This is a genomic window from Bradyrhizobium sp. AZCC 2289, from assembly GCF_036924615.1.
Lineage (GTDB): Bacteria > Pseudomonadota > Alphaproteobacteria > Rhizobiales > Xanthobacteraceae > Bradyrhizobium.
Map to the genome: position 1 here is coordinate 9,478,601 of NZ_JAZHRY010000001.1, position 22,001 is coordinate 9,500,601.

A 22,001-nucleotide genomic window follows, 5' to 3' on the forward strand; every position below is an offset into this window, starting at 1 on the left:
CTCTGCGACGTTCAGCGGTCAAGCTGTCGGTTCGGTGGGAAGCGGAAATTACACAATTGAAACGTGTATTTGGCGCCAACCAGATCGTCGAAGGCCTGGGTCGCGGCATCGCTCGAGGTCTTGCCGCCGATGATATACATCGCCGCCAGCTTCTCGGCCTGGCCGCGGAAATCGTTGAACAGCGCCAGATTGCCGGCATTGCCGGCCAGCGAAGAGGCAAACGGCTTGAAGGCGTCGAGCACGTCCTTCTTGATCTGGCTGGCGCGGGTGTCGTCCTGGTCTTTGAGGATGTCCTTCAGCGCCGGTCAGTGCCGACGAAACGAAATCCATCTCACTCTCCCCCGCGAAACGAATCGCGTTCCAGATAAGAATGACACGCCCAGCGCGTGCCCGCCGGCAAACGCGCGCTTGTCCCGGATATTCACAGGGGTAGGTCGCACGCGCGGCGATACGACCGCACCGGTCGATCGGCGCCGATCCCCGCAATTCACATGTCGACTTTAGCCCGCTCTTGCAACGAGCGCGCAACCCTTTTCGATTGCGAGCTTAAACACATCCTTGAGACCGACGTCTTTCAACAAGTCATCGGCAGCATTGAACGATTCGATCTTTTGCCAGATCATGCCGTCGACCGCTTCAGGCAATGAATCAAAACCGAAAGCATAAGCGATCCGCCCCGACTTTTCGCCGTACGCGCCTTGCTCGATGAACTTCTGAAGTCTTGTCATTTCTTCTCCTTCAGCCCTGTCTCTCTAGCTAATACCGAATGTGGCAACGCGAGCGATCGTTTATTCTGCGAAGTTGGTCTGAGGCTTAACCGGAGGATGTAGGCACGCGACCTTATTGAAGACTCGGAGCGGCTAAATGCCTTCGACATTGCAGAAAGCGAGGCGCCCGCGAATACTGCGTTTCGCAATGCATCGTCTGCTTCTAGTGTCCAAGGAATACCCTTACGAGGCATTGTCCGCTACTTCCTCACCTTCAGCCCCAGCTCGACCGGCGGCGGACCCGGTGGCGTCTCTCCGATTAACGTCAACGCCGACTCTTTCGTGGCCGGGAGTCAAGAAGATCCGGCAGCGGTGGCAACTGGGGACGCGGCTCGGGACTTGGCTCGGTGGCCGGTTCGTCCTGGACCTTCGCCCGTTGCCGGCGGCTGATCACAAGGCCAATTAGGCCGACCACTACCAGCACGGCTCCTGCGAGCATCAGCCAGTGCGGTAATTCCAACCATCCCATCGCGGTCTTGACTGTATCCAACCTACTTACTGCTTCTCTGATGTAACAGTAGGACAGTGCGCGAATGCAGCGTAGGTAGCTTCCTTGATCTTGTTCAGACCGCCAAGAGAGTCCGAGCTGATCTCGTAGGCGCGAAGCTGCCCTTCAAACGTATTTCGGAATGTCCGCCCCTGGAGGGAGTTGCGGACCAAGATCTCAGTGTGAAGTGCACCCAGCGGGTGCGACTCCAGCGTGGGAAATACCTCTCCGACAATTCCATCAACCTTGTGCTCTGCTGCGTTCTCTCTTAACTCCTCGGCATGCGCCACGGAATGCCGGATCGGAGCGTAATCTGGAAATAATTGACGCAGCAGCTTGTTGGCCGATCGAAGTTGCGTGCGATCGACGTGCCGGGCCAACGTTGGGCAGTCTTTGAAAACGCGCCGACTGATCCCTTCTAGGGTCTTCGCAAAGTTCCAGATTGTCACGGCACCGTCGCGCGCCGCTATATACATTCGCGCAAGACCATCGTTCGTCGTGTTGGTTATGGTAGCGCGTGCATACTCGTTGAAGCTCTCGTCGAAGAGCCGTAGAGCCGCACCAAAATCGCTTGCGTAAGAGGACAGGGCGTGGAGCGATTGCTGGATCTCGTTTCCGACGCGCCGTTCACTCAACGGAAGCGTGTTGGCACCCAGATCAGGCCAATCCCTGACTACAGGCTTTAACCCTGCGAATATGTCGGGCGGGAGGCTCATTTCTTCGCCTTCAGCCCGATCTCGACCAGCCGGCGGATGGCTTCCGGGCGAGATCCGACATCCAGTTGTTCGCGCCATTCGTCGATCGCCGAAAGTTCGGCATCTTGCCAACGCATGCCGATTTGCGTGCCCCTACCGGTCGTAGGAGGGCGGCCGCGCTTCTTTTTCGGGGTACCCTTAATTGACTTACTCATAAAAATGGGGTGCCACAAAAGCAAGCCGAGGGGAAGTTGTAGCTTCCGCTCCCTCCGCGCCGCGTTGCTCCCGGAGGGCCTCGTCCGCCAATACGGCGACAAATGGACGGTGCAACATTCATGAGAGGCGAACTATTGGCAGGAGGGCGCAACGAGAAGGTTGGATTCAGCTGGTCTAGGCGTCCAATATCCCCGCTGATTGAAGCCTGTACCGTTTGTTGTCGGAGCGCACACGTAACTTGTTTTGCCAATGCAGATAGGCGAGCCAATGGAGTAGATGAGGCTTTCATAGATGCAGTAGTTGCCAATCCCGGACGGTAGGTCTGTCGGCGGTATTGCGGCTCCGCCGACAAAAGGTGGCTGTGGATCCTGTGCTGGCCGCTGATCTTGCGCGCCGGCAGCGTGCGCGGAAATCAAAAACGGCAGGAACGCGAACAAGCGTAGCATCATGTGACCCCGCGGTCGGTTACGTGGTTACGGCCCCTATAGGGGGGGCCGATCGCGTCTCCGGGCGCGCTGTTCCGCGTGCCGGATAGTCTCGCCCCACACCCGTTCTTTCGAGGGTCCGCCCATGGCCCAAGAATGCGCCCGTCCTCCCGGTCTCGACAAGCCGCTACAGCTTGCGGCATGAGGTCGGCGACCTGGTCGAACGGCATCTCGTTTCCGCGTTGGTTTGAGGGAGGCACCGATGTCCGACAACGTCGTCACGTTTCCCGGCCTTTACGGCAAGGCGGGGCCGTCATGAAGCGCCGGCGCCGATCGATCAGAAAGCGCAATCGGCAGCGACTGGCAGGTCATGCCAAGCGACTGCGGCGGTGATGAGACGGGGCGCGGGGCTTTGGTCCCGCGCCCTTCGTAACCCTCGATTAACCTCGCCCCCCGTGTGCGTCATGAGGAACCGCGAACGAACATAATTGGCCCGCAATGGTCGTGGAACGATCGTGCATGGGTATTGGGTATGTTTGTAAGCGGCGAGCACCGTTCGTCGCGGGGACGGCGTTGCTGTTTAGCCTCTCGCTCGCCGGCTGTGCAACTTCCGCTGGTTCATCACTGATGGACGCGCGGGCTGAGGCACCAATGCCTCCGAAAACAAGCGCCTATCTTCCGGTCGAAGATCTGCCATCGCCGCGCGAAAAGGCCGCCATGACACCCGATGAACGGTTGAAGCTAAAGAATGAACTGATCGCTGCGCGTGACCGCCAGGCAGCAGCCGGTAAAGCCAAAGGCGCGGCAATCGCTGAACCTGCGAAGCCCTAGCCCGCCGATCCCGGACTCACCGGCGGCCATCAGAGAGTCATCCAGAGGCCATCGCAGGCCCGCACGGCGCATGGCGCTGCGTAAGAACAAAAACAAAAGCGCGGGGCTTCGGTCCCGCGCCTTTTCGGCCGTACGCGCTCAGCGCCTTCTTTTTGCGGACGCTGGGGCGGGTTCAGAGGGAACAGGGGATGCCTGTTGCTGAACACTCGCAAAGGATTGTTGAAGCGCGTCAAGTTTACCGCTCAAGGCTGTAACCTGGTCGGATAATCGTTTGGTCTCCGCCTGCTCCGCTGCCAGGGTTTGCTTGGTCTCTGCCTGGTTTGAAGCGATTGCTTGTTGGAGGGACTGCATCTGGCCGGCAATCTTTTGCTCGGTGGTCTGCAGATCCTTGACCGCCTGGGCGGTTTCGTTTGAAGCGTTTGCTGCAACATCTGTCTGTGGCTGCTTAGGTGGGGCCGACCCGGAAATTCCCCATAGCGCCATTAAACCAGCGCCCAGAATGAGGCCCAAGATGAGCGCGACCACGAAACGGCCATTTCCAGGCCGGTCGGCCGGCGGGGTGCGGTCTAACTGAGAATGATCGGTCATGACATAGGAAGTCCGCCTCGCAGCAAATGTTCCGGGTCACTGACGCGCAGTTGAACAGCCGTGAGGTAAACGGGATTGCCCGGCCCCAAGACAGCCCACAAGCCAGACCCTCACCAGCGAGTCCCGCAGGCCCGGCAAATCAGTACGACAGCGGGTAGGTGCTCAGCGTGGAGCGGATGGCCGTCGAAAGGTTCGTCTGAGCAACGGTAACGTCCAATTATCGAAAGCTACCGTCATCATCTCGGTCGGATGTGGGCTTTCGGCGCGAGGGGTGCGCTAAAGCCGAGCTAGGTGGTCAGGTGCGCCTCACAGGCCCTTCTCGGCTTCGGCGAGCTCCTCCCGATCCCTGGGCGGCTTCGCGGCTTTTTTCTTGCCCCTCTGGCGAAGAAAGGTGACGCCGACTTGCTCGCCATTGACCCAGGCCAGAGAGCAGCGCCGATAGGCAAGGCCAGTGGAGGAAAGCAGAAGAAAGAACTCCTTCAAATTCAGGCCTTCCATCGAGGTGCTGACCGTCAGCGTGGCTTCCATGTCAGATACATCGTTGACGATGCAATCCCGGCGCCAGGTGCCGTCAATGGCCATCATGTGCGCCGGCAAACCGTGCTCAAACCTGACGCGGGCATCAGGACTGCTTTCCTTCGACATAACGGATGACTCACCTGCAGAGCCGCGAGACGGCTTTTTTGCTTGTTTTTCCCGATGTATTGCCAGGCGGGTTAATAATATCTAATTCAAGCCATGCCGAGGCCGCAGCCGTCCTATCTTTCTTGTGCGGCCGTCCTGGACGGGCTCGACGGAGTTGGCGATCTCCAGCAGCTTGCGCGCGGCGGCTTCCGGATTAGCGAGCAGTCGATCGGCGGCGAATTTCACGGGTCTGGTTCTCGGCGTAGATGTGGCGGCGATGGGGAAGGCTTTCCTCAGGCCGGTGACTATCTGGCTTGGAGTGAAGCCACTAAGCCTTTGTGGCCGAAGGTAGGAGGCCGACACCAGGTAGACGATCCTCGGGCGAACTCCGTCACAGACCAACGGTAATGCCTAATTATCGAAAGCCAGTAGGGTGCTTGCGGACCGCGCCGCATCTTGCGATGGTTGACATCATCCGATCCGCAATCACCGGTTAATGGCCAACGTCAAGGCAGAGAGCGGGATCACAGGGCACCATGCCAGACAAGCCGAAAGTTCTCGTATGCGGCGGCAGGGATTTCGACGACCGCGCTACGGTTTATGCGAAGCTCGATCGTCTCCATGCCGATCGGCCGTTCGGCACTATGATCGCTGGCGGTGCCCGCGGAGCAGACACGCTGGCTGTTGAGTGGGCAAAGAATCGCGGTGTCCCTTTCGACGTCTATATGGCCGATTGGGAAGGTCTCGGCCCCAAAGCCGGCCCGATTCGGAACCAGCGGATGCTCGTCGAGGGAAAGCCCGACCTGGTCGTGGCATTCCCCGGCGGTAAGGGCACGGCTGGCATGGTCACTCTCGCCCGCAACGCCGGCGTTGACGTCATCATGGTCGACCCATGAGCGCATTCCTAATGACGCCTGAACAGCACCGGCAGGCTTCGCATCGGCTCCGGATCCTGGCAGCCCAGCCGGGGGGCGTTCGATCCGGCCTGGGCGCAACGGATCGCGCGCAATCACGAAGTGGTCGCAGACGCGATCTCGCGGCGGGAGCGGCAGCACCAGCCATCGCCGCCGTTGGTTCCGGAGTAGGCGGTTCTCTGGCGCCATGGTCTCAGATTTAGCGGCCTCGATCAGCATGTGCATCGCCAGTTGCCAGTGTTCTTGCGCGGATGTCATCGCCGGCAAAGCCAAGATGTAGTCGGCGGCATCCCTCAGCGTGGCGAGTTGGTGACCGCGCGCCAGCGGGATCGGATCGTCGAAGGCGCGTTTCCAGGACATCAATGCTTTCGCGCGGTCAAGGCTCGTTGCAACGCTTTCGCCTCATCCCAGGACGGGCGCAGCACCAAATCTGGCATTTGCCTGGCAATTGTTTATTGGTCGTATTGTTTCTAAATATTTATGGTTGTAGTTATCGCTGCACACCATCAATAAGCACCACAGTCCGAGTACCAAATGAACTTGATGCGGAAACTCCGACGCAAGCTATTCCCGCCCCGTAAAGTGATCGAAGGCTACGAGAACGAAGAACTGGTTGAGACGATCTTCCGCAAAACCGCAGTTTATGAGCCGACCGGTGACTTGCCGTTTGTGGTCGGTGTGAAAACGGTGCTCGACTTCGGAGGCGGTGCCGGCCTGCACTACAAGGTCGCTTGCCGACAGTCGCCTGACATTCGCTGGGCCGTGGTGGAAACGCCTGCCATGGCCGCCCGCGCCCGCGAACTGGCAACCGACCGGCTAATGTTCTTCAGCGACATCGGGAAGGCCGCCAACTGGCTGGGAAACGTCGAGTTGATGCATTCCAACGGCGCTATCCAATACGTTCCGAACGCAATCGAGACTGTCAGATTGCTCTGTGCAACGCAGCCGGCGACGATGCTGTGGCATCGCGTGCCAATCAGTGACGTCCCGGTAGAGCCTGAGTTGCAGACATCGTTCCTGAGCGACAATGGGCCTGGATCGCTGTCGAGCGCAGAAGACAAGCTCGTCAAGTACGTGCGAAACTGGATTCCCGAAGCGGCGTTCATTGCTGCCCATCAGAGCTACGCCATTGCTGAGCGTGGCCCCGATCCACGCGAGCATGGCACCCAGCAATTCCGCTTCGTTCGACAAAGCTAAGCGGCAACCACCTTATCTTCCTTGTCCGCGCCGCGCGCGACGATCTTCAACGCGTCATTGTCATTCATGGCTGAGTTGACATACCGCCCTAATTTGCCGCAAAATTGCGCCGGGCTTCCCGTGAGATGCGAGTGCTCCGCGTCGGAACCGCAGCCTGACAGGTGGTCCCGATGGATACGAAAGGGGGCGTCAGCCCCCGCCTGTCCTTACTCCAGCACCTCATATTCAAACGCGACGCCTTCGGGATCGTTTTCCTGGAACCACGTTTCGGCGGCGTCCTCGTTCGCGAAGACCTTCAGGTGATCCCCGGTCGCCAACCTGCTTGCTGGTGTTGACGTAAATCCAGACGGTCATGGCTGATCTCTCTTCAGCTTGCGCCGGCCCCAATGCCGGCTCTTTCCGCGACGGATTGAGCTCCCGGACGTGGTGACGATTCAAGGCCCGCATGACGCCGATCCTAGCGAACATCGTTGGGCCGCCGTGTTCGACCACGAGCCACCCAGAGAGTACGCCGGCCTCCAGGTCGAAATTATTCCGGGACTTTTTCCGGGACTCTACGTCCCTCAGCGACCCCATATGTCCCCTTTGATCCCCTTGCGTTCCCCGGTTGGAGTTCGAATGCGACGGTCGGAATTTTGCCGAAGGCCTTATTTTATTGGGCTTTTCCGGTTGTGAGAATGGCGATCCCAGCAGGATTCGAACCTGCAACCCACGGAGTAGAAATCCGTTACTCTATCCAGTTGAGCTATGGGACCGTCGGGGGTCTTCTAGCACTGCCAATATGAAAAATCCGCTTCCGCGCCAAGTCCGTTCTGAACCGATTTCTTCAAGTCAGCGACAAAGCCAGACGGCGGACCATTGGGTCCGATCCGCCCTTGACCCAAAGCTCTGCCGGTAGCCCGCCGGCGCGAGCCAGGGACCGCTACGACCAAGGATTGTTCAGCAATGTCGCATGCGACTTTTTCGCGCGCCGGTTCCCCCGCCATCAGTCCGTCACCTTTTCGCGCATTTTTCTCAACTCAACGCGGCGGTCGTCCGCGCAGGGAGCTCCATCATGATCGGTTTGGTTCGCGCCGCAGCATTTTGCGCCACGCTGGCGCTTGGCCTGGTCGCGGCACAGGCGGCGGACAAGGCCTTCAAACGCGACGATCTCGCCGATTCCGCGATCAAGCTGGAAGCCCAGATCAAGAGCGAGGCGGGCCCGGTCGCCAAATCCAACGCGACGCTGCGGACCGACGCTGACGCGGCCTTCAAGCGGTTCGACTTCCGGACCGGGCTGCAGATACTCGGGCAGATCGCCGCCACCACGCCGGAGGACAGCGCCAACTGGCTGCGTCTGGCCAAGACGATCTTCCAGATCCGCTCCGCCAGCTCCAGCGAGCAGACCTTTCTGCTGGAGCGCGCCTCGACGGCCGCCTACATCGCCTACCAGCGTGCCGGCAACCCGGCGGAGGAGGCCGACGCGCTGGCGGTGCTCGGCCGCGCGATGTCCGACCGGAAATTGTGGCGGCGGGCGCTGGATGCGCTGCGGCTGTCGCTGGACATGCGCGAGGTCGCCGATGTCCGCGGCCAGTACGAGAAGATGCGCGACGAGCACGGATTCCGGCTGCTGGATTACACCGTCGATTCCGATGGGGCGTCGCCGCGGGCCTGCTTCCAGTTCTCCGAGGATTTGGCAAAGCGGGTCGATTTCGCGCCGTTCCTGGCGCTGGCCGGCACCGACAAGCCGGCGCTGACGGCCGAGGCCAAGCAGCTCTGTGTCGACGGCCTGAAGCATGGCGAGCGCTACAACATCAATCTGCGCGCCGGCCTGCCGTCCACGGTCAAGGAGAGCCTGCCGAAATCGGCTGAATTCAACATCTATGTCCGCGACCGCAAGCCGTTCGTGCGCTTCACCGGCCGCGCCTATGTGCTGCCGCGTACCGGTCAGCGCGGTATCCCGCTGGTCAGCGTCAATACGCCCGCGGTGAACGTGAACGTATTCCGGATCGGCGACCGCAACCTGATCAACACCGTGATCGACAGCGACTTCCAGAAGACGCTGAGCCGCTACCAGCTCAACGATCTCGGCGACGAGCGGGGCGTCAAGGTCTGGTCCGGCGAACTCGCGACCGCCACCACGCTCAACCAGGACGTCATTACCGCGTTCCCGGTCGACCAGGCGCTCGGCGACCTGCAGCCGGGCGTCTATGTCATGACGGCCGCCCCCAAGAGCCCCGGCAGCGACGATGACGGCACGCTGGCGACGCAATGGTTCATCGTCTCGGACATGGGCCTCACCGCGTTCTCGGGCAATGACGGCATCCACGTCTTCGTCAATTCGCTGGCGTCGACGGAAGCGGTCGCCAGGGCCGAGGTGAAGCTGGTTGCGCGCAACAACGAGATTTTGGCGGCCCGCAAGACCGATGAATCCGGCCACGTGCTGTTCGAGGCGGGGCTCGCGCGCGGCGAGGGCGGCCTGTCGCCCGCCATGCTGACCGTCATGAGCGAGAAGGCCGACTACGCCTTCCTCAGCCTGAAGACCAGCGCGTTCGATCTCACCGACCGCGGCGTCACCGGACGGGCCGTGCCGGCCGGCGCCGACGCTTTCGTCTATGCCGAGCGCGGCGTCTACCGCTCCAACGAGACCGTCTATCTCACAGCGCTCTTACGCGACGGGCAGGGCAACGCCATGACCGGCGGACCGCTGACGCTGGTCATCGAGCGGCCCGACGGCGTCGAGTTCCGCCGCGCCGTGCTGGCGGATCAGGGCGCGGGCGGCCGCACTTTTGCGGTGCCGCTCAACTCGGCGGTCCCGACCGGGACCTGGCGGGTACGCGCCTTCACCGACCCCAAGGGGGCGTCGGTTGGCGAAACCACCTTCATGGTCGAGGATTACATCCCGGAGCGGATCGAATTCGATCTCACCGCCAAGGAGAAGCTGATCAAAGCTGAAGTTCCAGTAGAACTTAAGGTCGACGGGCATTTCCTGTATGGCGCACCGGCTTCCGGGCTGCAGCTCGAGGGTGACATGCTGGTCGCACCGGCGTCGGCACGGCCGGGTTACCCCGGCTACCAGTTCGGCGTCGCCGACGAGGAGACCGCCAGCAACGAGCGCACGCCGATCGAAAACCTGCCCGAAGCCGACGCCAACGGGGTCGCGACCTTCCCGGTCTCATTGGCAAAACCGCCGTCATCGACCCGTCCGCAGGAGGCCCAGATATTCATCCGCATGGCGGAGACCGGCGGCCGCGCGGTCGAGCGCAAGCTGGTGCTGCCGGTGGCGCCCGCGACGAACCTGATCGGCATCAAACCACTGTTCGGCGACAAGAGCGTCGCCGAAGGCGACAAGGCCGAATTCGACGTGGTGTTCGTCGCCCCCGACGGCAAGCAACTGCCGCGCGACGGCCTGCGCTACGAACTGCTCAAGATGGAATCCCGCTATCAATGGTACCGCCAGAACTCGTCCTGGGAATATGAACCGGTCAAATCGACCAGCCGGGTTGCCGACGGCGATCTGAATCTGGCGGCCGACAAGCCGTCGCGCGTCACGCTGGCGCCGCAGCCCGGCCGCTACCGCCTCGACGTCAAATCATCAGAAGCGGACGGGCCGGTCACCTCGGTGCAGTTCGATGTCGGCTGGTATTCCGACGGCAGCGCCGATACGCCGGATCTCCTGGAAACCTCGATCGACAAGCCGGAATACGCGTCCGGCGACACCATGGTGGTGTCGGTCAACGCCCGCTCGGCCGGCAAGCTCACCATCAACGTGCTCGGCGACCGCCTGCTGACGACGCAGACCACCGACGTCAGGGAAGGCACCCAGCAGGTCAAGATTGCCGTCGGAAAGGATTGGGGGGCCGGCGCGTATGTGCTGGCGACCCTGCGCCGTCCGCTCGATGCCGCGGCGCTGCGGATGCCCGGACGGGCGATCGGGCTAAAATGGTTCGGGATCGACAAGAAGACCCGCACGCTGCAGGTCAATCTGTCGCCGCCGGCCCTCGTACGCCCCGGCACCTCGCTGAAGATTCCCGTCAAGCTCGGCGGGCTCAACCCCGGCGAGGACGCCAAGATCGTGGTCGCCGCGGTCGATGTCGGCATTCTCAATCTGACCAATTACAAGCCGCCGGCGCCGGATGACTATTATCTCGGCCAGCGCCGCCTGACCTCGGAGATCCGCGACCTCTATGGACAGTTGATCGACGGCATGCAGGGCACCCGCGGCCAGCTCAAGACCGGCGGCGATTCCGCCGGCGCCGAGCTGCAGGGCTCACCGCCCACGCAAAAGCCGCTGGCGCTGTATTCCGGCATTGTCACGGTCGGGCCTGACGGGTCAGCCGAGGTCAGTTTCGACATTCCCGAATTCGCCGGCACCGCGCGGGTAATGGCGGTGGCGTGGAGTTCGACCAAGGTCGGCCGGGCCACCACCGATGTCATCGTGCGCGATCCATTGGTGCTGACGGCGACGTTGCCGCGCTTCCTGCTCACTGGCGACCACGGCACGATGAGCATCGACCTCGACAATGTCGAAGGCGCGCCCGGCGATTACGCGATCAACGTCAAGACTTCGGGCCCGGTGAAGGTGACCGGCAATCCGACCACCGCCGCCACGCTTGCGGCCAAGCAGCGCACGTCGATGGCGCTGGGGCTCGACGCCGGCGGTTCCGGAACCGCCAACCTCGACGTCGACATCTCAGGGCCGAACGGGCTGGCGCTGTCGCGGCACTATGCGCTGGACGTCAAGGCGGCGACGCAGATCCTGGCACGCCGCTCGATCCGGACTCTTGCAAAAGGCGAAAGCCTGACGCTGACGTCGGACATGTTCTCCGATCTGGTCCCGGGCACCGGCAGCGTCTCGCTGTCGGCGAGCCTCTCCACCGCGCTCGATGCCGCGACTATCCTGAAGGCGCTGGACCGTTATCCGTACGGCTGTTCCGAGCAGATTACCAGCCGCGCCATGCCGCTGCTGTACGTCAATGATCTCGCGGCCGGCGCCCATCTGGCGATGGATACGGCGGTCGACGAGCGCATCAAGGACGCCATCGACCGGCTGCTGGCGCGGCAGGGCTCGAACGGCTCGTTCGGGCTGTGGTCGGCGGGCGGCGATGACGCCTGGCTCGACGCCTATGTGACTGATTTCCTGACCCGCGCCCGTGAAAAGGGCTTTGCGGTGCCGGATGTGCTGTTCAAGAACGCGCTCGACCGCATCCGCAACTCCGTGGTCAACGCCAATGAGCCGGAAAAGGACGGCGGCCGCAATCTGGCCTACGGCCTCTATGTGCTGGCCCGCAACGGCGCCGCCCCGATCGGCGACCTCCGCTATCTCGCCGACACCAAGCTGAACAATCTGGCGACGCCGATAGCAAAATCGCAACTGGCGGCGGCGCTGGCATTGGTCGGCGACAAGGCGAGGGCGGAACGTGTCTATGGTGCCGCGCTTGAGGCGCTGGCGCCAAAGCCCGTGATCGAGTTCGGGCGGGTCGACTACGGCTCGGCGCTACGCGACGCCGCCGCACTGGTGTCGCTTGCCAGCGAAGGCAACGCCCCGCGGGCGACGCTGACGCAGGCGGTTTTGCGCGTCGAAGCGGCGCGGGGGCTCACGCCCTACACCTCGACGCAGGAAAATGCGTGGATGGTGCTGGCAGCGCGCGCGCTGGCGAAGGAGACGCTGACGCTCGATATCGACGGGCAGCCGAGCAAGACGGCGGTCTATCGCAGCTACAAGGCGGAACAAATGGCGGGCAAGCCGGTCAAGATCACCAACACCGGCGATGCGCCGGTACAGGCGGTGGTCTCGGTCTCCGGTTCGCCGATCACGCCGGAGCCCGCGGCATCGAACGGCTTCAAGATCGAGCGCAATTATTTCACGCTCGACGGCAAGCCGGCCGATGTCACCAAGGCCAGGCAGAACGATCGCTTCGCGGTCGTTTTGAAGGTCACCGAGGCCAAGCCGGAATTCGGGCACATCATGGTGTCCGATTATCTGCCGGCCGGTCTCGAGATCGACAATCCGCATCTGGTTTCCTCGGGTGACTCCGGCACGCTGGATTGGATCGAGGATGGCGAGGAGCCGGAAAATACCGAGTTCCGCGATGACCGCTTCACCGCGGCAATCGACCGCGCCAGCGACGACAAGGCGGTGTTCACCGTCGCCTATGTCGTGCGCGCGGTATCTCCCGGCAAATACGTGCTGCCGCAGGCCTATGTCGAGGACATGTACAATCCCTCGCGCTACGGCCGTTCCGGCACCGGCACAGTCGAGGTGCGTTCGGCGAAATGAGCGAGGAGGCGACCATAGCGCCGGCGGCGAATAGCGCGCATCGCTGGCGACGGATCAAGAATGCGGCGGCTGTATCAGCCGTCGCCGGGCTGATCATTGCCGGCGCCTTCGCCGCCTGGGTTTACTCACTCGGCCCGCTGCCGCTCGATCAGGCCAGGCAAGTCTCCACCACCATCGTCGACCGCAACGGCAAACTGCTGCGCGCCTACGCCATGGCGGATGGCCGCTGGCGGCTGCCGGTCGACGCCAAAACCGCGATCGACCCCGGATATCTGAAACTGCTGTTCGCTTACGAGGACCGGCGCTTCTATTCGCATGGCGGCGTCGATCCGCTGGCGCTCGGCCGCGCGGCATTTCAACTCGTGACCAGCGGCCACATCGTCTCCGGCGGCTCGACGATCACGATGCAATTGGCGCGGCTGATGGAGCCTCGGCGCGAACGCTCGGTCTACGCCAAGCTGCGCCAGGTCGTGCGCGCGTTTCAGATCGAGCGGCAATTGAACAAGGATGAGATTCTCGATCTCTATCTGGCGCTGGCGCCGTTCGGCGGCAATCTCGAAGGCGTGCGCGCTGCCTCGATCGCCTATTTCGGCAAGGAGCCGAAACGGCTGTCGCTGGCCGAGTCCGCGCTATTGGTAGCGCTGCCGCAATCGCCGGAAACGCGGCGGCTGGACCGTTATCCCGATCACGCGCGCGCCGCGCGGGATCGGGTGCTCGATCGCATGGTGGAAGACCAGGTCATCTCGGCGGACGATGCGGTTCAAGCCAGGGCGATCCCGGTGCCGCGGCTGCGCAAACAGATGCCGATCCTGGCGCCGCATTCTTCGGATGCGGCGATCGCGATCATGAAGGATACGCCGGTCATCCGGCTGACGCTGGATTCGAGCCTGCAGAGAGTGTTGGAGGCGCTGGCGCGCGACCGTGCCATTGCGCAGGGGCCGAACATTTCGGTTGCGATCATCGCCGTCGACAATGAAAGCGGTGACGTGCTGGCGCGGGTCGGCTCGCCGGATTATTTCGACGAACGGCGGGCCGGGCAGGTCGACATGACCCGCGCGCTGCGCTCGCCCGGATCGACGCTGAAGCCGTTCATCTATGGCCTCGCGTTCGAAGACGGCTTTGTCCATCCGGAAAGCCTGATCGACGACCGGCCGATCCGCTTCGGCTCCTACGCGCCGGAGAATTTCGACATGACCTTTCAGGGCACGGTGCCGGTGCGCAAGGCGCTGCAACTCTCGCTGAACGTGCCCGCGATCAAGCTGCTCGACCGCGTCGGCGCCAGCCGGCTGTCGTCCCGGCTGAAACAGGCCGGCGGCAATCTGGTGCTGCCGAAAGACGAAGCGCCGGGGCTCGCGATGGGACTCGGTGGCGTCGGCGTCACCTTGCAGGATCTGGCGCAGCTCTATTCCGGGCTGGCGCGGCTCGGCTCCACGCGGCCGCTGCGCGAGATCATGCTGGCGAAAGACGAGCGCGATCCCCTGCGGCTGATGGATCAGGCTGCGGCCTGGCAGGTCGGCAATGTCCTGATCGGCACGCCGCCGCCGGAAAACGGCGTGCACAACCGGATCGCGTTCAAGACCGGCACCAGCTACGGCTATCGCGACGCCTGGTCGGTCGGCTTCGACGGCCGCATCACCATCGGCGTATGGGTCGGACGCCCCGACGGCGCGCCGGTGCCAGGGCTGGTCGGCCGCACCGCCGCGGCGCCGATCCTGTTCGACGCGTTTGCGCGTACCGGCAAAATCCCCTCAGCTCTGCCGAAGCCTCCGAAGGGGGCGCTGGTCGCGAGCAACGCCAAACTGCCGCTGCCGCTGCGGCGGTTCCGCGCCGTCGGCGAATTGGTGCGGACCGGCAGCGAGCAGGCGCCGCACATCCAGTTTCCGCTGAACGGCTCGCGGATCGACGTCGATCGTTCCAATGACGGTCGGTTCGCGGCGATGCCGGTCAAAATCGCCGGCGGCGTGCTGCCGCTGACCATGATGGTGAACGGCGTTTCCGTCGGCGATATCGACAGCCGCCGCCAGCGCCTGATCGATCCGCCCGGACCGGGTTTTGCGCGATTGACGGTGATCGATGCGACCGGTGCCGCGGATACGGTTGTTATCCGGGTGCAGTGAGTTCCTCTTACCTCGCCCCGCTTGCGGGGAGAGGTCGGATTGCGAAGCAATCCGGGTGAGAGGGAGCCACCGCGGGGCGGTCGCCGAAAAAGGCGAACTGTTGCAGCTCTTTTGAACCTCCTTCGAATTGATGGACACCTGTAGTAGGCTCGAGGAGCCAGGAGGTGTCGGATGGAAGCACGTCAACGTCGGTCGTTTACGAACGATTACAAGCGGCAAGCAGTCGATCTGGTGGCTTCGAGCGGTCGCTCGATCGGATCGGTGGCCAAGGAACTTGGCCTGCGCGATTCCGTATTGCGGCGCTGGGTGGAGCAGCGTGGGGCTGGGCGGGAGCCGACGGCACCGGCGCGGCGCCCCACAACGCAGGCGATGGTGCCGTCGGCGGACCACGCGGCGGAGATCGCTCGTTTGCAGCGAGAGAACGAACGGCTGCGCATGGAGCGCGACATTTTAAAAAAGTCGATCGCGATCTTTGCTGGGACGCGGACATGAGATTCCGTTTCATTGAAGATCGCCGCGCTGACTACCCGGTGTCACTGATGTGCGACGTGCTCGGTGTCTCGCCGGCCGGCTACTATGCCTGGCGAGCGCGCCCGGAGAGCCGGCGATCCGCCGCCAATCGTGCGCTCGTCGACGACATCGAACGGGTCCACCGCGAGGCCTGCGGACGCTATGGCAGCCCGCGCATCCATGCCGAGCTGAAGGCCCAGGGCCGCGGGGCGAGCCGCGGTCGCATCGAGCGACTGATGCGCCGTCACGGGATCAGGGCCATCATGGCGCGGCCACGCCGGGTGCGCACCACCGACAGCCGTCACGACTTCCCGATTGCCCCGAATCTGCTCGAGCAGAACTTCACCGCCGCCGCGCCGAACCGGATCTGGCTCGCCGACATCACCTACGTCGAGACTGATCAGGGCTGGCTCTATCTGGCCACCGTCATGGACCTGTACAGCCGCAAGATCGTCGGCTGGGCGATGGCGGATCATTTGCGCGCCGACCTGCCATTGGCGGCTTTGCGGATGGCCATTGCAGCACAGCGGCCTGGTGCCGGCCTGATCCACCATTCCGATCGGGGCGTTCAATATGCTTCGGCGGAGTATCGCAAAATGATGCAGTCTGCCGGCTTGCGGGCCTCAATGAGCCGCAAGGCCAACTGCTACGACAATGCCCCGATGGAAAGCTTCTTCCACACTCTCAAGACCGAGCTCGTCCATCACCGGCATTATGCAACACGGCAAGAAGCCACACGTGATATCTTTGCCTATGTCGAGGGCTTCTACAATCGAACGCGTCGTCACTCCGCCATCGGCTATCTCAGCCCGATCGAGATGGAGCTAAAAGCAGCTTAACCCTGTCCATTTTTTCGGGGGAAGATCACGTTCCTGCGCGAAAGCCGCCCGTGAGGGCTTGGCAATCACCCCTCGCTCAACGAGCTCGTCAGGTACCCCCGCATGGCCCTGCAAGCTTCTTCGGCCTCAGTGAGCGTTTTAAACCGAAGTTTGCTCGTGTCGTCAGGAGAGACTTGAGTCAGTGCAGTGGGTTAGGGTGGGAATGATCCTGTGATTGTGTCCATGTAAGGGGATTCCCAAATCGGCGAGGATATGATTCGATTCGGGCATGTTCATCGAGATGGTGCCCAATCGAGACTCTCCGCCTGCGGTGTTGCTGCGGGAGAGTTATCGCGACGAGCAAGGCCGTTCGCAGAAGCGGACGTTGGCCAATCTCAGCAAGCTGCCGCGTGATATGATCGATACGTTGAAGGCGGTGCTGAAGGGCGGAACGGTCATCGGCACTGGTCCGCAGGAACTGGAAGTCGAGCGCTCATTGCCGCACGGCCATGTTGCGGCGGCGCTTGGAATGATCCGCAAGATTGGCCTCGACCGGTTGATTCTGGGTGCGGCGAAGGATCCGGCCTCGCGACGCTGCTGCGATCTCGTTGTCGCCATGGTGGTTGATCGGTTGATTGCGCCACGATCGAAGCTGGGCTTTGTCCGCGCGATCGATGAGGAGACGGCGGTATCGAGTCTGGGCGCGGTCTTGCACCTTGGCCGGGTCAAGGAGCGGGAGGCCTATGAGGCGCTGGATTGGCTGCTCGAACGTCAGGGCCGCGTCGAAAATGGCTTGGCGCGGCGGCATCTCGAAGACGGCGTGCTGGTCCTCTATGACGTCAGCTCATCTTACTTCGAGGGCCGCTGCTGCCCGCTGGCGCGCTATGGCCACAGCCGGGATCACCGCAAGGACCGGCCGCAAATTGTCTATGGGCTGCTCTGCACACGCGAGGGACTGCCGATCGCCGTGGAGGTGTTCGACGGCAACACCGCGGATCCCTCAACCTTGAGCGCGCAGATCGAGAAGGTGAAGGATCGCTTCAGGATCAGTCGTCTGGTGCTGGTCGGAGATCGCGGCATGATCACCTCGGCCCGCATTCGCGACGAACTTAGGCCCGCGAATCTCGATTGGATCACCTGCCTGCGTGCACCGGCGGTGCAGGCGCTGGCCGCGGAAAATGGGCCGTTACAGCTGTCGTTGTTCGATGATCGCGATCTCGCCGAAATCAGCGCGCCGGACATGTTCCCAGGCGAACGGCTGATCGCGTGCCGCAATCACGACCTCGCCGCCGAACGGGCGCGCAAGCGTGAGGACTTGTTAGCAGTGACTGAACGCGAACTGGCCCGGATCGAAGCCAAGGTCCGGCGCAGGAACGCTCCCTTGCGTGACGCTGCCGAAATAGGTCTGGCGGTCGGCGCGGTTCTTAACAAAAGAAAGATGGCCAAGCACTTCGTCGTTACGATCCGCGATGGTCATCTCTCCTGGCATAGACGGCTCGATCAGATCGAGGCAGAGGCGCGCCTCGACGGCATCTATGTGATCCGAACCAGCATGCCTGCCGAGCATCTGAATGCCGCAGAAGCAGTTCAGGCCTACAAGGATCTCTCGCACGTCGAACGGGCATTCCGATCCCTGAAGAGCGTCGATCTGGAAATCCGGCCGATCCGTCATTGGACCGCGGACAGGGTGCGGGCTCATGTCTTCCTGTGCATGCTCGCCTACCATGTCGAGTGGCTCCTACGGGAGGCCCTAGCGCCGCTGTTGTTCCACGACACCGATCTGGCAGCAGCCAAAGCGGAGCGAACTTCTCCAGTTGCGGCCACCGCACCGTCAGACGTCGTCAAGGTCAAGAAGACAACCAGGCGATCGGCAGACGGTCAGCGCGTCATGAGCTTCGGTGACCTCATTGCGCATCTCGGAACACTCGCTCGCAACACCATGCACGTGCCCGCGCGCCCCAAGCACCGCTTTACCCTTCACTCCAAACCAACCGCCCTCCAGGAGGCGGCCTTCGATCTGCTCGGGCTCAATCCCGTTCGTGTCCAGTAACCGAGTAGCCTCGCGGACGAATGATCAAACCGCATCAGATACTTATGCGATTCATGGGTGAAAACTTCGGTTTAAAGGGCGAGCCGCCGACCCTGATGGCGCCCCTGTTCTGATAGATAGGACGCCACGATGCCACATAGCCGGGCGGTCCGTGAAAGCCGGGACCGCTGCGGCTCTCATAACTGATCACGAACGAAAAGCCGTCGCTGCTCGCGGTCCATATTTCTATGTCCTCGACGGGATTAATGACGCGGGTGAACTCCATGGCCATTTCCACCGCCGACCTACGCCATCGGTTGGAGCTTCCGACGATCAAGCGCTCTCCCAAAGACGGTTTCCAGCACTATAGCGTGGTACCCCCGCAAAGCCCGCTATCCACGCGCGAGGGCGCGCGCAAAGGGGCCCCGTTGAGGGGAATTGCTTTTTTAACCAAATCAGCGGAGCATGCGCGCTGGGTTTGATCACCCGGACCAGTGAATACCCGCAATCCATCTAAGGATCAGTGCCCTCGATTGGCGTCGAGAGCGGCGGGCATGAGACCCTTCTTCAGGGTTTCGACGGACGCGCTTGGCGGCGCGGCTCCGAACGGCCAGATGATGGCCGGGGGCGAGCGTGCTGTCCAGAGGGTTTCGGCCCTTAAAAGCGTCTCGACCAGTCTCACTGGCTGGTGATCAACCCCCGGCTGCTCGGTCTGACACCGAGCGACGGCTTTGATCAGCCGAACCAGTGAGCGACAAACCATGACACTGCAAAGACCTATGTTTCCGCCCGTCGACCAGACGCGGCGGCACGTCCTGACGCTTGCGGCCGGCGCCGTCGCAGCAACGATAGCACCGGCTGAATCCGCTACTGCGCCGGCGCCTGATCCCGTATTCGATCTGATCGAAATGCACCGACGGACCCATGCCGCTCACATGGCCTCGCTCAAGCTGCAAGATCGCCTTGAACGAAGATACGGCATCAGCAGCCGCGTGGATTGGGTTTCGACAAAACCCTGCCATGACGAGAGCGAGGCTTTTGAAGCGCTCGTTGCGACGCCTCCGACCACGCTGTCCGGCCTACTGGCATGGCTGGACTACTTTCAGGAGCTGTCGAGCGAGTTCGAGACGGAGTGGATGATCAACGACCGAGCAGACGCCGCGGTCCTGGTTGAAAGCTTCGCGGCGTCCCTCAAGAATATTGGGGGGCTGGCATGAGCAACGTTGTCAAATTTCCCTACAGCGCCAGCCGCCGAGTCCATTCCAAAAAGCCGCGGAGATCGAAGAACGGCACACCGGAGGAACGGTCGACAAAAGAGGCCAAGGCCGCAGCAGCGGCACAGCCATCCGCGACCGTCACCCGGCTGCCGCTCCCGCGCGGCACAATGCTGGATCGGGAGTTTAGGGCCAAGCTCGTCGAGCTCGACGAGAGCGGCCGTCAATTCATCAGCGGCTATATGCAGGCCCTGCTCGACCAAAGGGGGCTGCGATGATGAACGCCGACCAACGGAAAAAGCGGGCAAATTTCAAAGACAAAATGAGACGGCGGATCGACATGATCGCGGCCGACTGCGGCGTACCCGAATCGGAGTCGCAAAGGTGAGAGGGCGGCTCAAGCACTATGATTTGCTGTGCTTCGCGGAAAAGTACCGCATCAGCCTCGACTGGCTGATCTGCGGCGACCTGAAGGGGCTTGTCCGAACGATCGTCGCGAGGCGAACATGAAGCGCCGGCGCCGATCGATGAGGAAGCGCAACCGGCAACGGTTGGCGGGTCACGCTAGGCGGCGGCGGTAACTTATCCACAATCTCGGCGGTGCTGGCGTCTTGTTTCGGCGCCGCCGGGGATCAGGATCAGAATCATCAGAACGATAGGAGCCAACATGGGAAACAAGAAGCCCGCGAGTTTGAGCCCCAAAGTCGAGAGGCGGATCGCAGAGATTGAAGGGATGAACCTCGATGAGGTTCAAGCGCTCACGGCACGCATGATGTCCGAAATCGTCAAGGGAGATGTAACCACGAGAGAGGCGCGCGCGATCGACCGCGCTGTCGGCCGAAGATTGAAGGCGATCGAGCAAGAGCTTAGGGCCGACGCATGAGCACGCGGTATGAAACGACTGTCTCTTTGTGCGCCGCGATATGCAGAAGTAATAATGCTGTGTTGTGCGGAGCGGGGAGCTTGGCAGGCAACCGACAGTGGTCCAAAGCGCTTAATCCTGAGCAAAGCAACGTCGAGGGAGTGAAAAGCCCATGACGACTTTACAAGCAATACTCTTGGGAATGATGTTATCCTGGACACCAGGCATGGCGTTGCTGGCGTTTCTGCTTTGGCAAGACGGAATTGGTGTAGATGAGGACTGTGGCTGATCACTGCATGCGGACTTAGCTACGCGCCGATCGACTCCAGAGTGGCGCCAGCGGCTTTCCTAAACTTAGTGTCTGTCCGAAAACATGTTGAATCATCGGAATCATTTGTGATTCAAGGGAGGCGGTCCGAATCTGAAGGAGCGCCGATGTGGACGAAAGAGAACCGCGGTCGTTACGACCGCAGCCGGCTACGCTATCCCAGCGATTTGACCGATGAGGAATGGGCGTTGGTGGAGCCGCTGATTGCGTCAGCCAAGCGAGGCGGAAACAAGCGCACGGTGGATGTGCGTGAGGTGGTCAATGGTCTGATGTATGTGCTGAGCAGCGGTTGCCAATGGCGAGCGATCCCGAAGGATCTGCCGCCGCGCAGCACGGTGCACGGTTATTTTGACTTGTGGACTTGGGACGGCACGCTCGATCGCATCCATCACGCGCTCTATGTACAATGTCGGGAGTTGGCCAACCGAGAACCCAGCCCGAGCGCCGCCATCATCGACAGTCAAAGCGTCAAGAGCGCGGAAAAAGGGGGGCGTGGATTGACCCGCATGGCTACGATGCGGGAAAGAAGATCAAGGGCAAGAAGCGCCACATCCTAGTCGATACCCAGGGCTTATTGCTCCACGCCCTTGTACATTCGGCGGACATCCAGGATCGTGACGGCGGGGTGCTGGTGATGGCCACACTGTTTGGCCTGCATCCATTCCTGCTGAAGCTCTATGCCGACGGCGGCTATCAGGGGCCGATCTTTCAGTCCGCCGTTCGCAAAATCCTCCGGCAAATCGACGTGGAAATCGTCAAGCGTTCCGATACAGCAAAGGGCTTTGCGGTCTTGCCCAAGCGATGGATCGTCGAGCGCACCATCGCCTGGCTCAATCGCTGTCGCCGCTTGGCCAAGGATTGGGAGTGCCTCAACCGAAAGGCCTTGGCGTTCTTGCGCCTTGCCTCAATCCGCCTCATGCTCAGAAAGCTCTGTCAAAAAACAGCATGATCCCGGACAGACTCTAAGGGGGGCTTCGGTCCCGCGCCTGTTGCGGATGCGGCCTGCATGTGGACAGAGCGAAAGTGGATTAGGACACTCCCGGTTCCGGTAAACACCGTGTTAGTACGGAATCCTCAATGTCTGTGGAAAGCACTAAGCTGGCTCTTGCTGGGGCTGGCT

The 22,001-nt window shown here is 62.0% G+C and carries 18 protein-coding genes, 1 tRNA gene and 1 pseudogene; 12 read left to right on the forward strand and 8 right to left on the reverse strand.

Annotated elements, in window-relative coordinates:
* Window positions 1-11 precede the first annotated feature (11 nt).
* The 3 genes from V1289_RS44510 to V1289_RS44520 all read right to left on the reverse strand — a co-directional run bounded on the left by V1289_RS44510 (window position 12) and on the right by V1289_RS44520 (window position 1,970).
* On the reverse strand, window positions 12-242 hold the full coding sequence (locus V1289_RS44510) for a hypothetical protein (protein ID WP_334405892.1): 231 nt from the start codon (window positions 240-242) through the stop codon (window positions 12-14).
* A gap of 258 nt (window positions 243-500) precedes the next feature.
* On the reverse strand, window positions 501-728 hold the full coding sequence (locus V1289_RS44515; RefSeq protein WP_334405893.1) for a hypothetical protein: 228 nt from the start codon (window positions 726-728) through the stop codon (window positions 501-503).
* A gap of 534 nt (window positions 729-1,262) precedes the next feature.
* On the reverse strand, window positions 1,263-1,970 hold the full coding sequence (locus V1289_RS44520; RefSeq protein ID WP_334405894.1) for a hypothetical protein: 708 nt from the start codon (window positions 1,968-1,970) through the stop codon (window positions 1,263-1,265).
* Between the two features lie 1,193 nt (window positions 1,971-3,163).
* Here V1289_RS44520 and V1289_RS44525 point away from each other — a divergent pair.
* Window positions 3,164-3,421: a hypothetical protein gene (locus V1289_RS44525; protein WP_334405895.1), complete on the forward strand. Its 258-nt coding sequence runs from the start codon at window positions 3,164-3,166 to the stop codon at window positions 3,419-3,421.
* Between the two features lie 138 nt (window positions 3,422-3,559).
* On the opposite strand, the gene V1289_RS44530 is transcribed toward V1289_RS44525, so the two are convergent.
* From V1289_RS44530 to V1289_RS44540, 3 genes are all read right to left on the reverse strand, one after another.
* The gene (locus tag V1289_RS44530; RefSeq protein ID WP_334405896.1) at window positions 3,560-4,009 is read right to left on the reverse strand and encodes a hypothetical protein; all 450 of its coding nucleotides are present in this window, start codon (window positions 4,007-4,009) and stop codon (window positions 3,560-3,562) included.
* Between the two features lie 306 nt (window positions 4,010-4,315).
* Entirely contained in the window at window positions 4,316-4,654 is a 339-nt protein-coding gene (locus V1289_RS44535; RefSeq protein ID WP_334405897.1) for a PilZ domain-containing protein, read from the reverse strand.
* A gap of 81 nt (window positions 4,655-4,735) precedes the next feature.
* A complete protein-coding gene (locus tag V1289_RS44540; RefSeq protein ID WP_334405898.1) occupies window positions 4,736-4,879 on the reverse strand; it encodes a hypothetical protein in 144 nt (47 codons plus the stop codon).
* Between the two features lie 290 nt (window positions 4,880-5,169).
* Between V1289_RS44540 and V1289_RS50095 the strand changes: the two genes are divergently transcribed.
* Window positions 5,170-5,529 (forward strand): DUF2493 domain-containing protein, encoded by a 360-nt coding sequence (locus tag V1289_RS50095; RefSeq protein ID WP_442896146.1) that lies wholly within the window; start codon window positions 5,170-5,172, stop codon window positions 5,527-5,529.
* A 552-nt stretch (window positions 5,530-6,081) separates the two neighbouring features.
* Window positions 6,082-6,744, forward strand: coding sequence for a hypothetical protein (locus V1289_RS44550; protein WP_334405900.1), 663 nt, complete (start codon window positions 6,082-6,084; stop codon window positions 6,742-6,744).
* Window positions 6,745-7,422: 678 nt separating this feature from the next.
* Here V1289_RS44550 and V1289_RS44555 read toward each other — a convergent pair.
* A tRNA-Arg gene (locus V1289_RS44555) sits at window positions 7,423-7,499 on the reverse strand.
* Window positions 7,500-7,798: 299 nt separating this feature from the next.
* On the opposite strand from V1289_RS44555, the gene V1289_RS44560 reads away from it, so the two are divergent.
* From V1289_RS44560 to V1289_RS44575, 4 genes are all read left to right on the forward strand, one after another.
* Entirely contained in the window at window positions 7,799-13,003 is a 5,205-nt protein-coding gene (locus V1289_RS44560; protein WP_334405901.1) for an alpha-2-macroglobulin family protein, read from the forward strand.
* Complete coding sequence (pbpC, locus tag V1289_RS44565; RefSeq protein WP_334405902.1) at window positions 13,000-15,120, forward strand: penicillin-binding protein 1C; 2,121 nt, start codon at window positions 13,000-13,002, stop codon at window positions 15,118-15,120. Before V1289_RS44560 ends, pbpC begins: the two co-directional genes overlap by 4 nt.
* Window positions 15,121-15,291: 171 nt before the next feature.
* A protein-coding gene (locus V1289_RS44570; protein ID WP_442896102.1) for an IS3 family transposase occupies window positions 15,292-16,469 on the forward strand; the annotation gives its coding sequence in 2 pieces (ribosomal slippage) (window positions 15,292-15,583 and window positions 15,583-16,469; 1,179 coding nt in all).
* Between the two features lie 268 nt (window positions 16,470-16,737).
* Complete coding sequence (locus V1289_RS44575) at window positions 16,738-18,498, forward strand: IS1634 family transposase (RefSeq protein WP_334395305.1); 1,761 nt, start codon at window positions 16,738-16,740, stop codon at window positions 18,496-18,498.
* Between the two features lie 34 nt (window positions 18,499-18,532).
* Here V1289_RS44575 and V1289_RS44580 read toward each other — a convergent pair whose 3' ends face one another.
* The gene (locus V1289_RS44580) at window positions 18,533-18,763 is read right to left on the reverse strand and encodes a hypothetical protein (RefSeq protein WP_334405903.1); all 231 of its coding nucleotides are present in this window, start codon (window positions 18,761-18,763) and stop codon (window positions 18,533-18,535) included.
* A 475-nt stretch (window positions 18,764-19,238) separates the two neighbouring features.
* Here V1289_RS44580 and V1289_RS44585 point away from each other — a divergent pair, with 475 nt between their 5' ends.
* From V1289_RS44585 to V1289_RS44605, 5 genes and pseudogenes are all read left to right on the forward strand, one after another.
* Window positions 19,239-19,694 carry a hypothetical protein gene (locus V1289_RS44585; protein WP_334405904.1) on the forward strand — a complete coding sequence of 152 codons (456 nt, stop codon included), beginning with the start codon at window positions 19,239-19,241 and terminating at the stop codon, window positions 19,692-19,694.
* Window positions 19,691-19,969: a hypothetical protein gene (locus V1289_RS44590; RefSeq protein WP_334405905.1), complete on the forward strand. Its 279-nt coding sequence runs from the start codon at window positions 19,691-19,693 to the stop codon at window positions 19,967-19,969. The genes V1289_RS44585 and V1289_RS44590 overlap by 4 nt, the downstream gene beginning before the upstream one ends.
* Before the next feature lie 106 nt (window positions 19,970-20,075).
* On the forward strand, window positions 20,076-20,201 hold the full coding sequence (locus V1289_RS44595) for a hypothetical protein (protein ID WP_334405906.1): 126 nt from the start codon (window positions 20,076-20,078) through the stop codon (window positions 20,199-20,201).
* Window positions 20,202-20,358: 157 nt separating this feature from the next.
* Window positions 20,359-20,574 carry a hypothetical protein gene (locus tag V1289_RS44600; protein ID WP_334405907.1) on the forward strand — a complete coding sequence of 72 codons (216 nt, stop codon included), beginning with the start codon at window positions 20,359-20,361 and terminating at the stop codon, window positions 20,572-20,574.
* Between the two features lie 414 nt (window positions 20,575-20,988).
* Window positions 20,989-21,830, forward strand: a pseudogene (locus V1289_RS44605) (IS5 family transposase).
* Window positions 21,831-22,001: the final 171 nt, after the last annotated feature.

Coding starts and splice junctions, on each gene's coding strand:
- V1289_RS44515 (WP_334405893.1), bottom strand. CDS start 728: ATGACAAGACTTCAGAAGTTCATCGAGCAAGGCGCGTACGGCGAAAAG.
- V1289_RS44520 (WP_334405894.1), bottom strand. CDS start 1,970: ATGAGCCTCCCGCCCGACATATTCGCAGGGTTAAAGCCTGTAGTCAGG.
- V1289_RS44530 (WP_334405896.1), bottom strand. CDS start 4,009: ATGACCGATCATTCTCAGTTAGACCGCACCCCGCCGGCCGACCGGCCT.
- V1289_RS44535 (WP_334405897.1), bottom strand. CDS start 4,654: ATGTCGAAGGAAAGCAGTCCTGATGCCCGCGTCAGGTTTGAGCACGGT.
- V1289_RS50095 (WP_442896146.1), top strand. CDS start 5,170: ATGCCAGACAAGCCGAAAGTTCTCGTATGCGGCGGCAGGGATTTCGAC.
- V1289_RS44550 (WP_334405900.1), top strand. CDS start 6,082: ATGAACTTGATGCGGAAACTCCGACGCAAGCTATTCCCGCCCCGTAAA.
- V1289_RS44560 (WP_334405901.1), top strand. CDS start 7,799: ATGATCGGTTTGGTTCGCGCCGCAGCATTTTGCGCCACGCTGGCGCTT.
- pbpC (WP_334405902.1), top strand. CDS start 13,000: ATGAGCGAGGAGGCGACCATAGCGCCGGCGGCGAATAGCGCGCATCGC.
- V1289_RS44575 (WP_334395305.1), top strand. CDS start 16,738: ATGTTCATCGAGATGGTGCCCAATCGAGACTCTCCGCCTGCGGTGTTG.
- V1289_RS44580 (WP_334405903.1), bottom strand. CDS start 18,763: ATGGAGTTCACCCGCGTCATTAATCCCGTCGAGGACATAGAAATATGG.
- V1289_RS44585 (WP_334405904.1), top strand. CDS start 19,239: ATGACACTGCAAAGACCTATGTTTCCGCCCGTCGACCAGACGCGGCGG.
- V1289_RS44590 (WP_334405905.1), top strand. CDS start 19,691: ATGAGCAACGTTGTCAAATTTCCCTACAGCGCCAGCCGCCGAGTCCAT.
- V1289_RS44600 (WP_334405907.1), top strand. CDS start 20,359: ATGGGAAACAAGAAGCCCGCGAGTTTGAGCCCCAAAGTCGAGAGGCGG.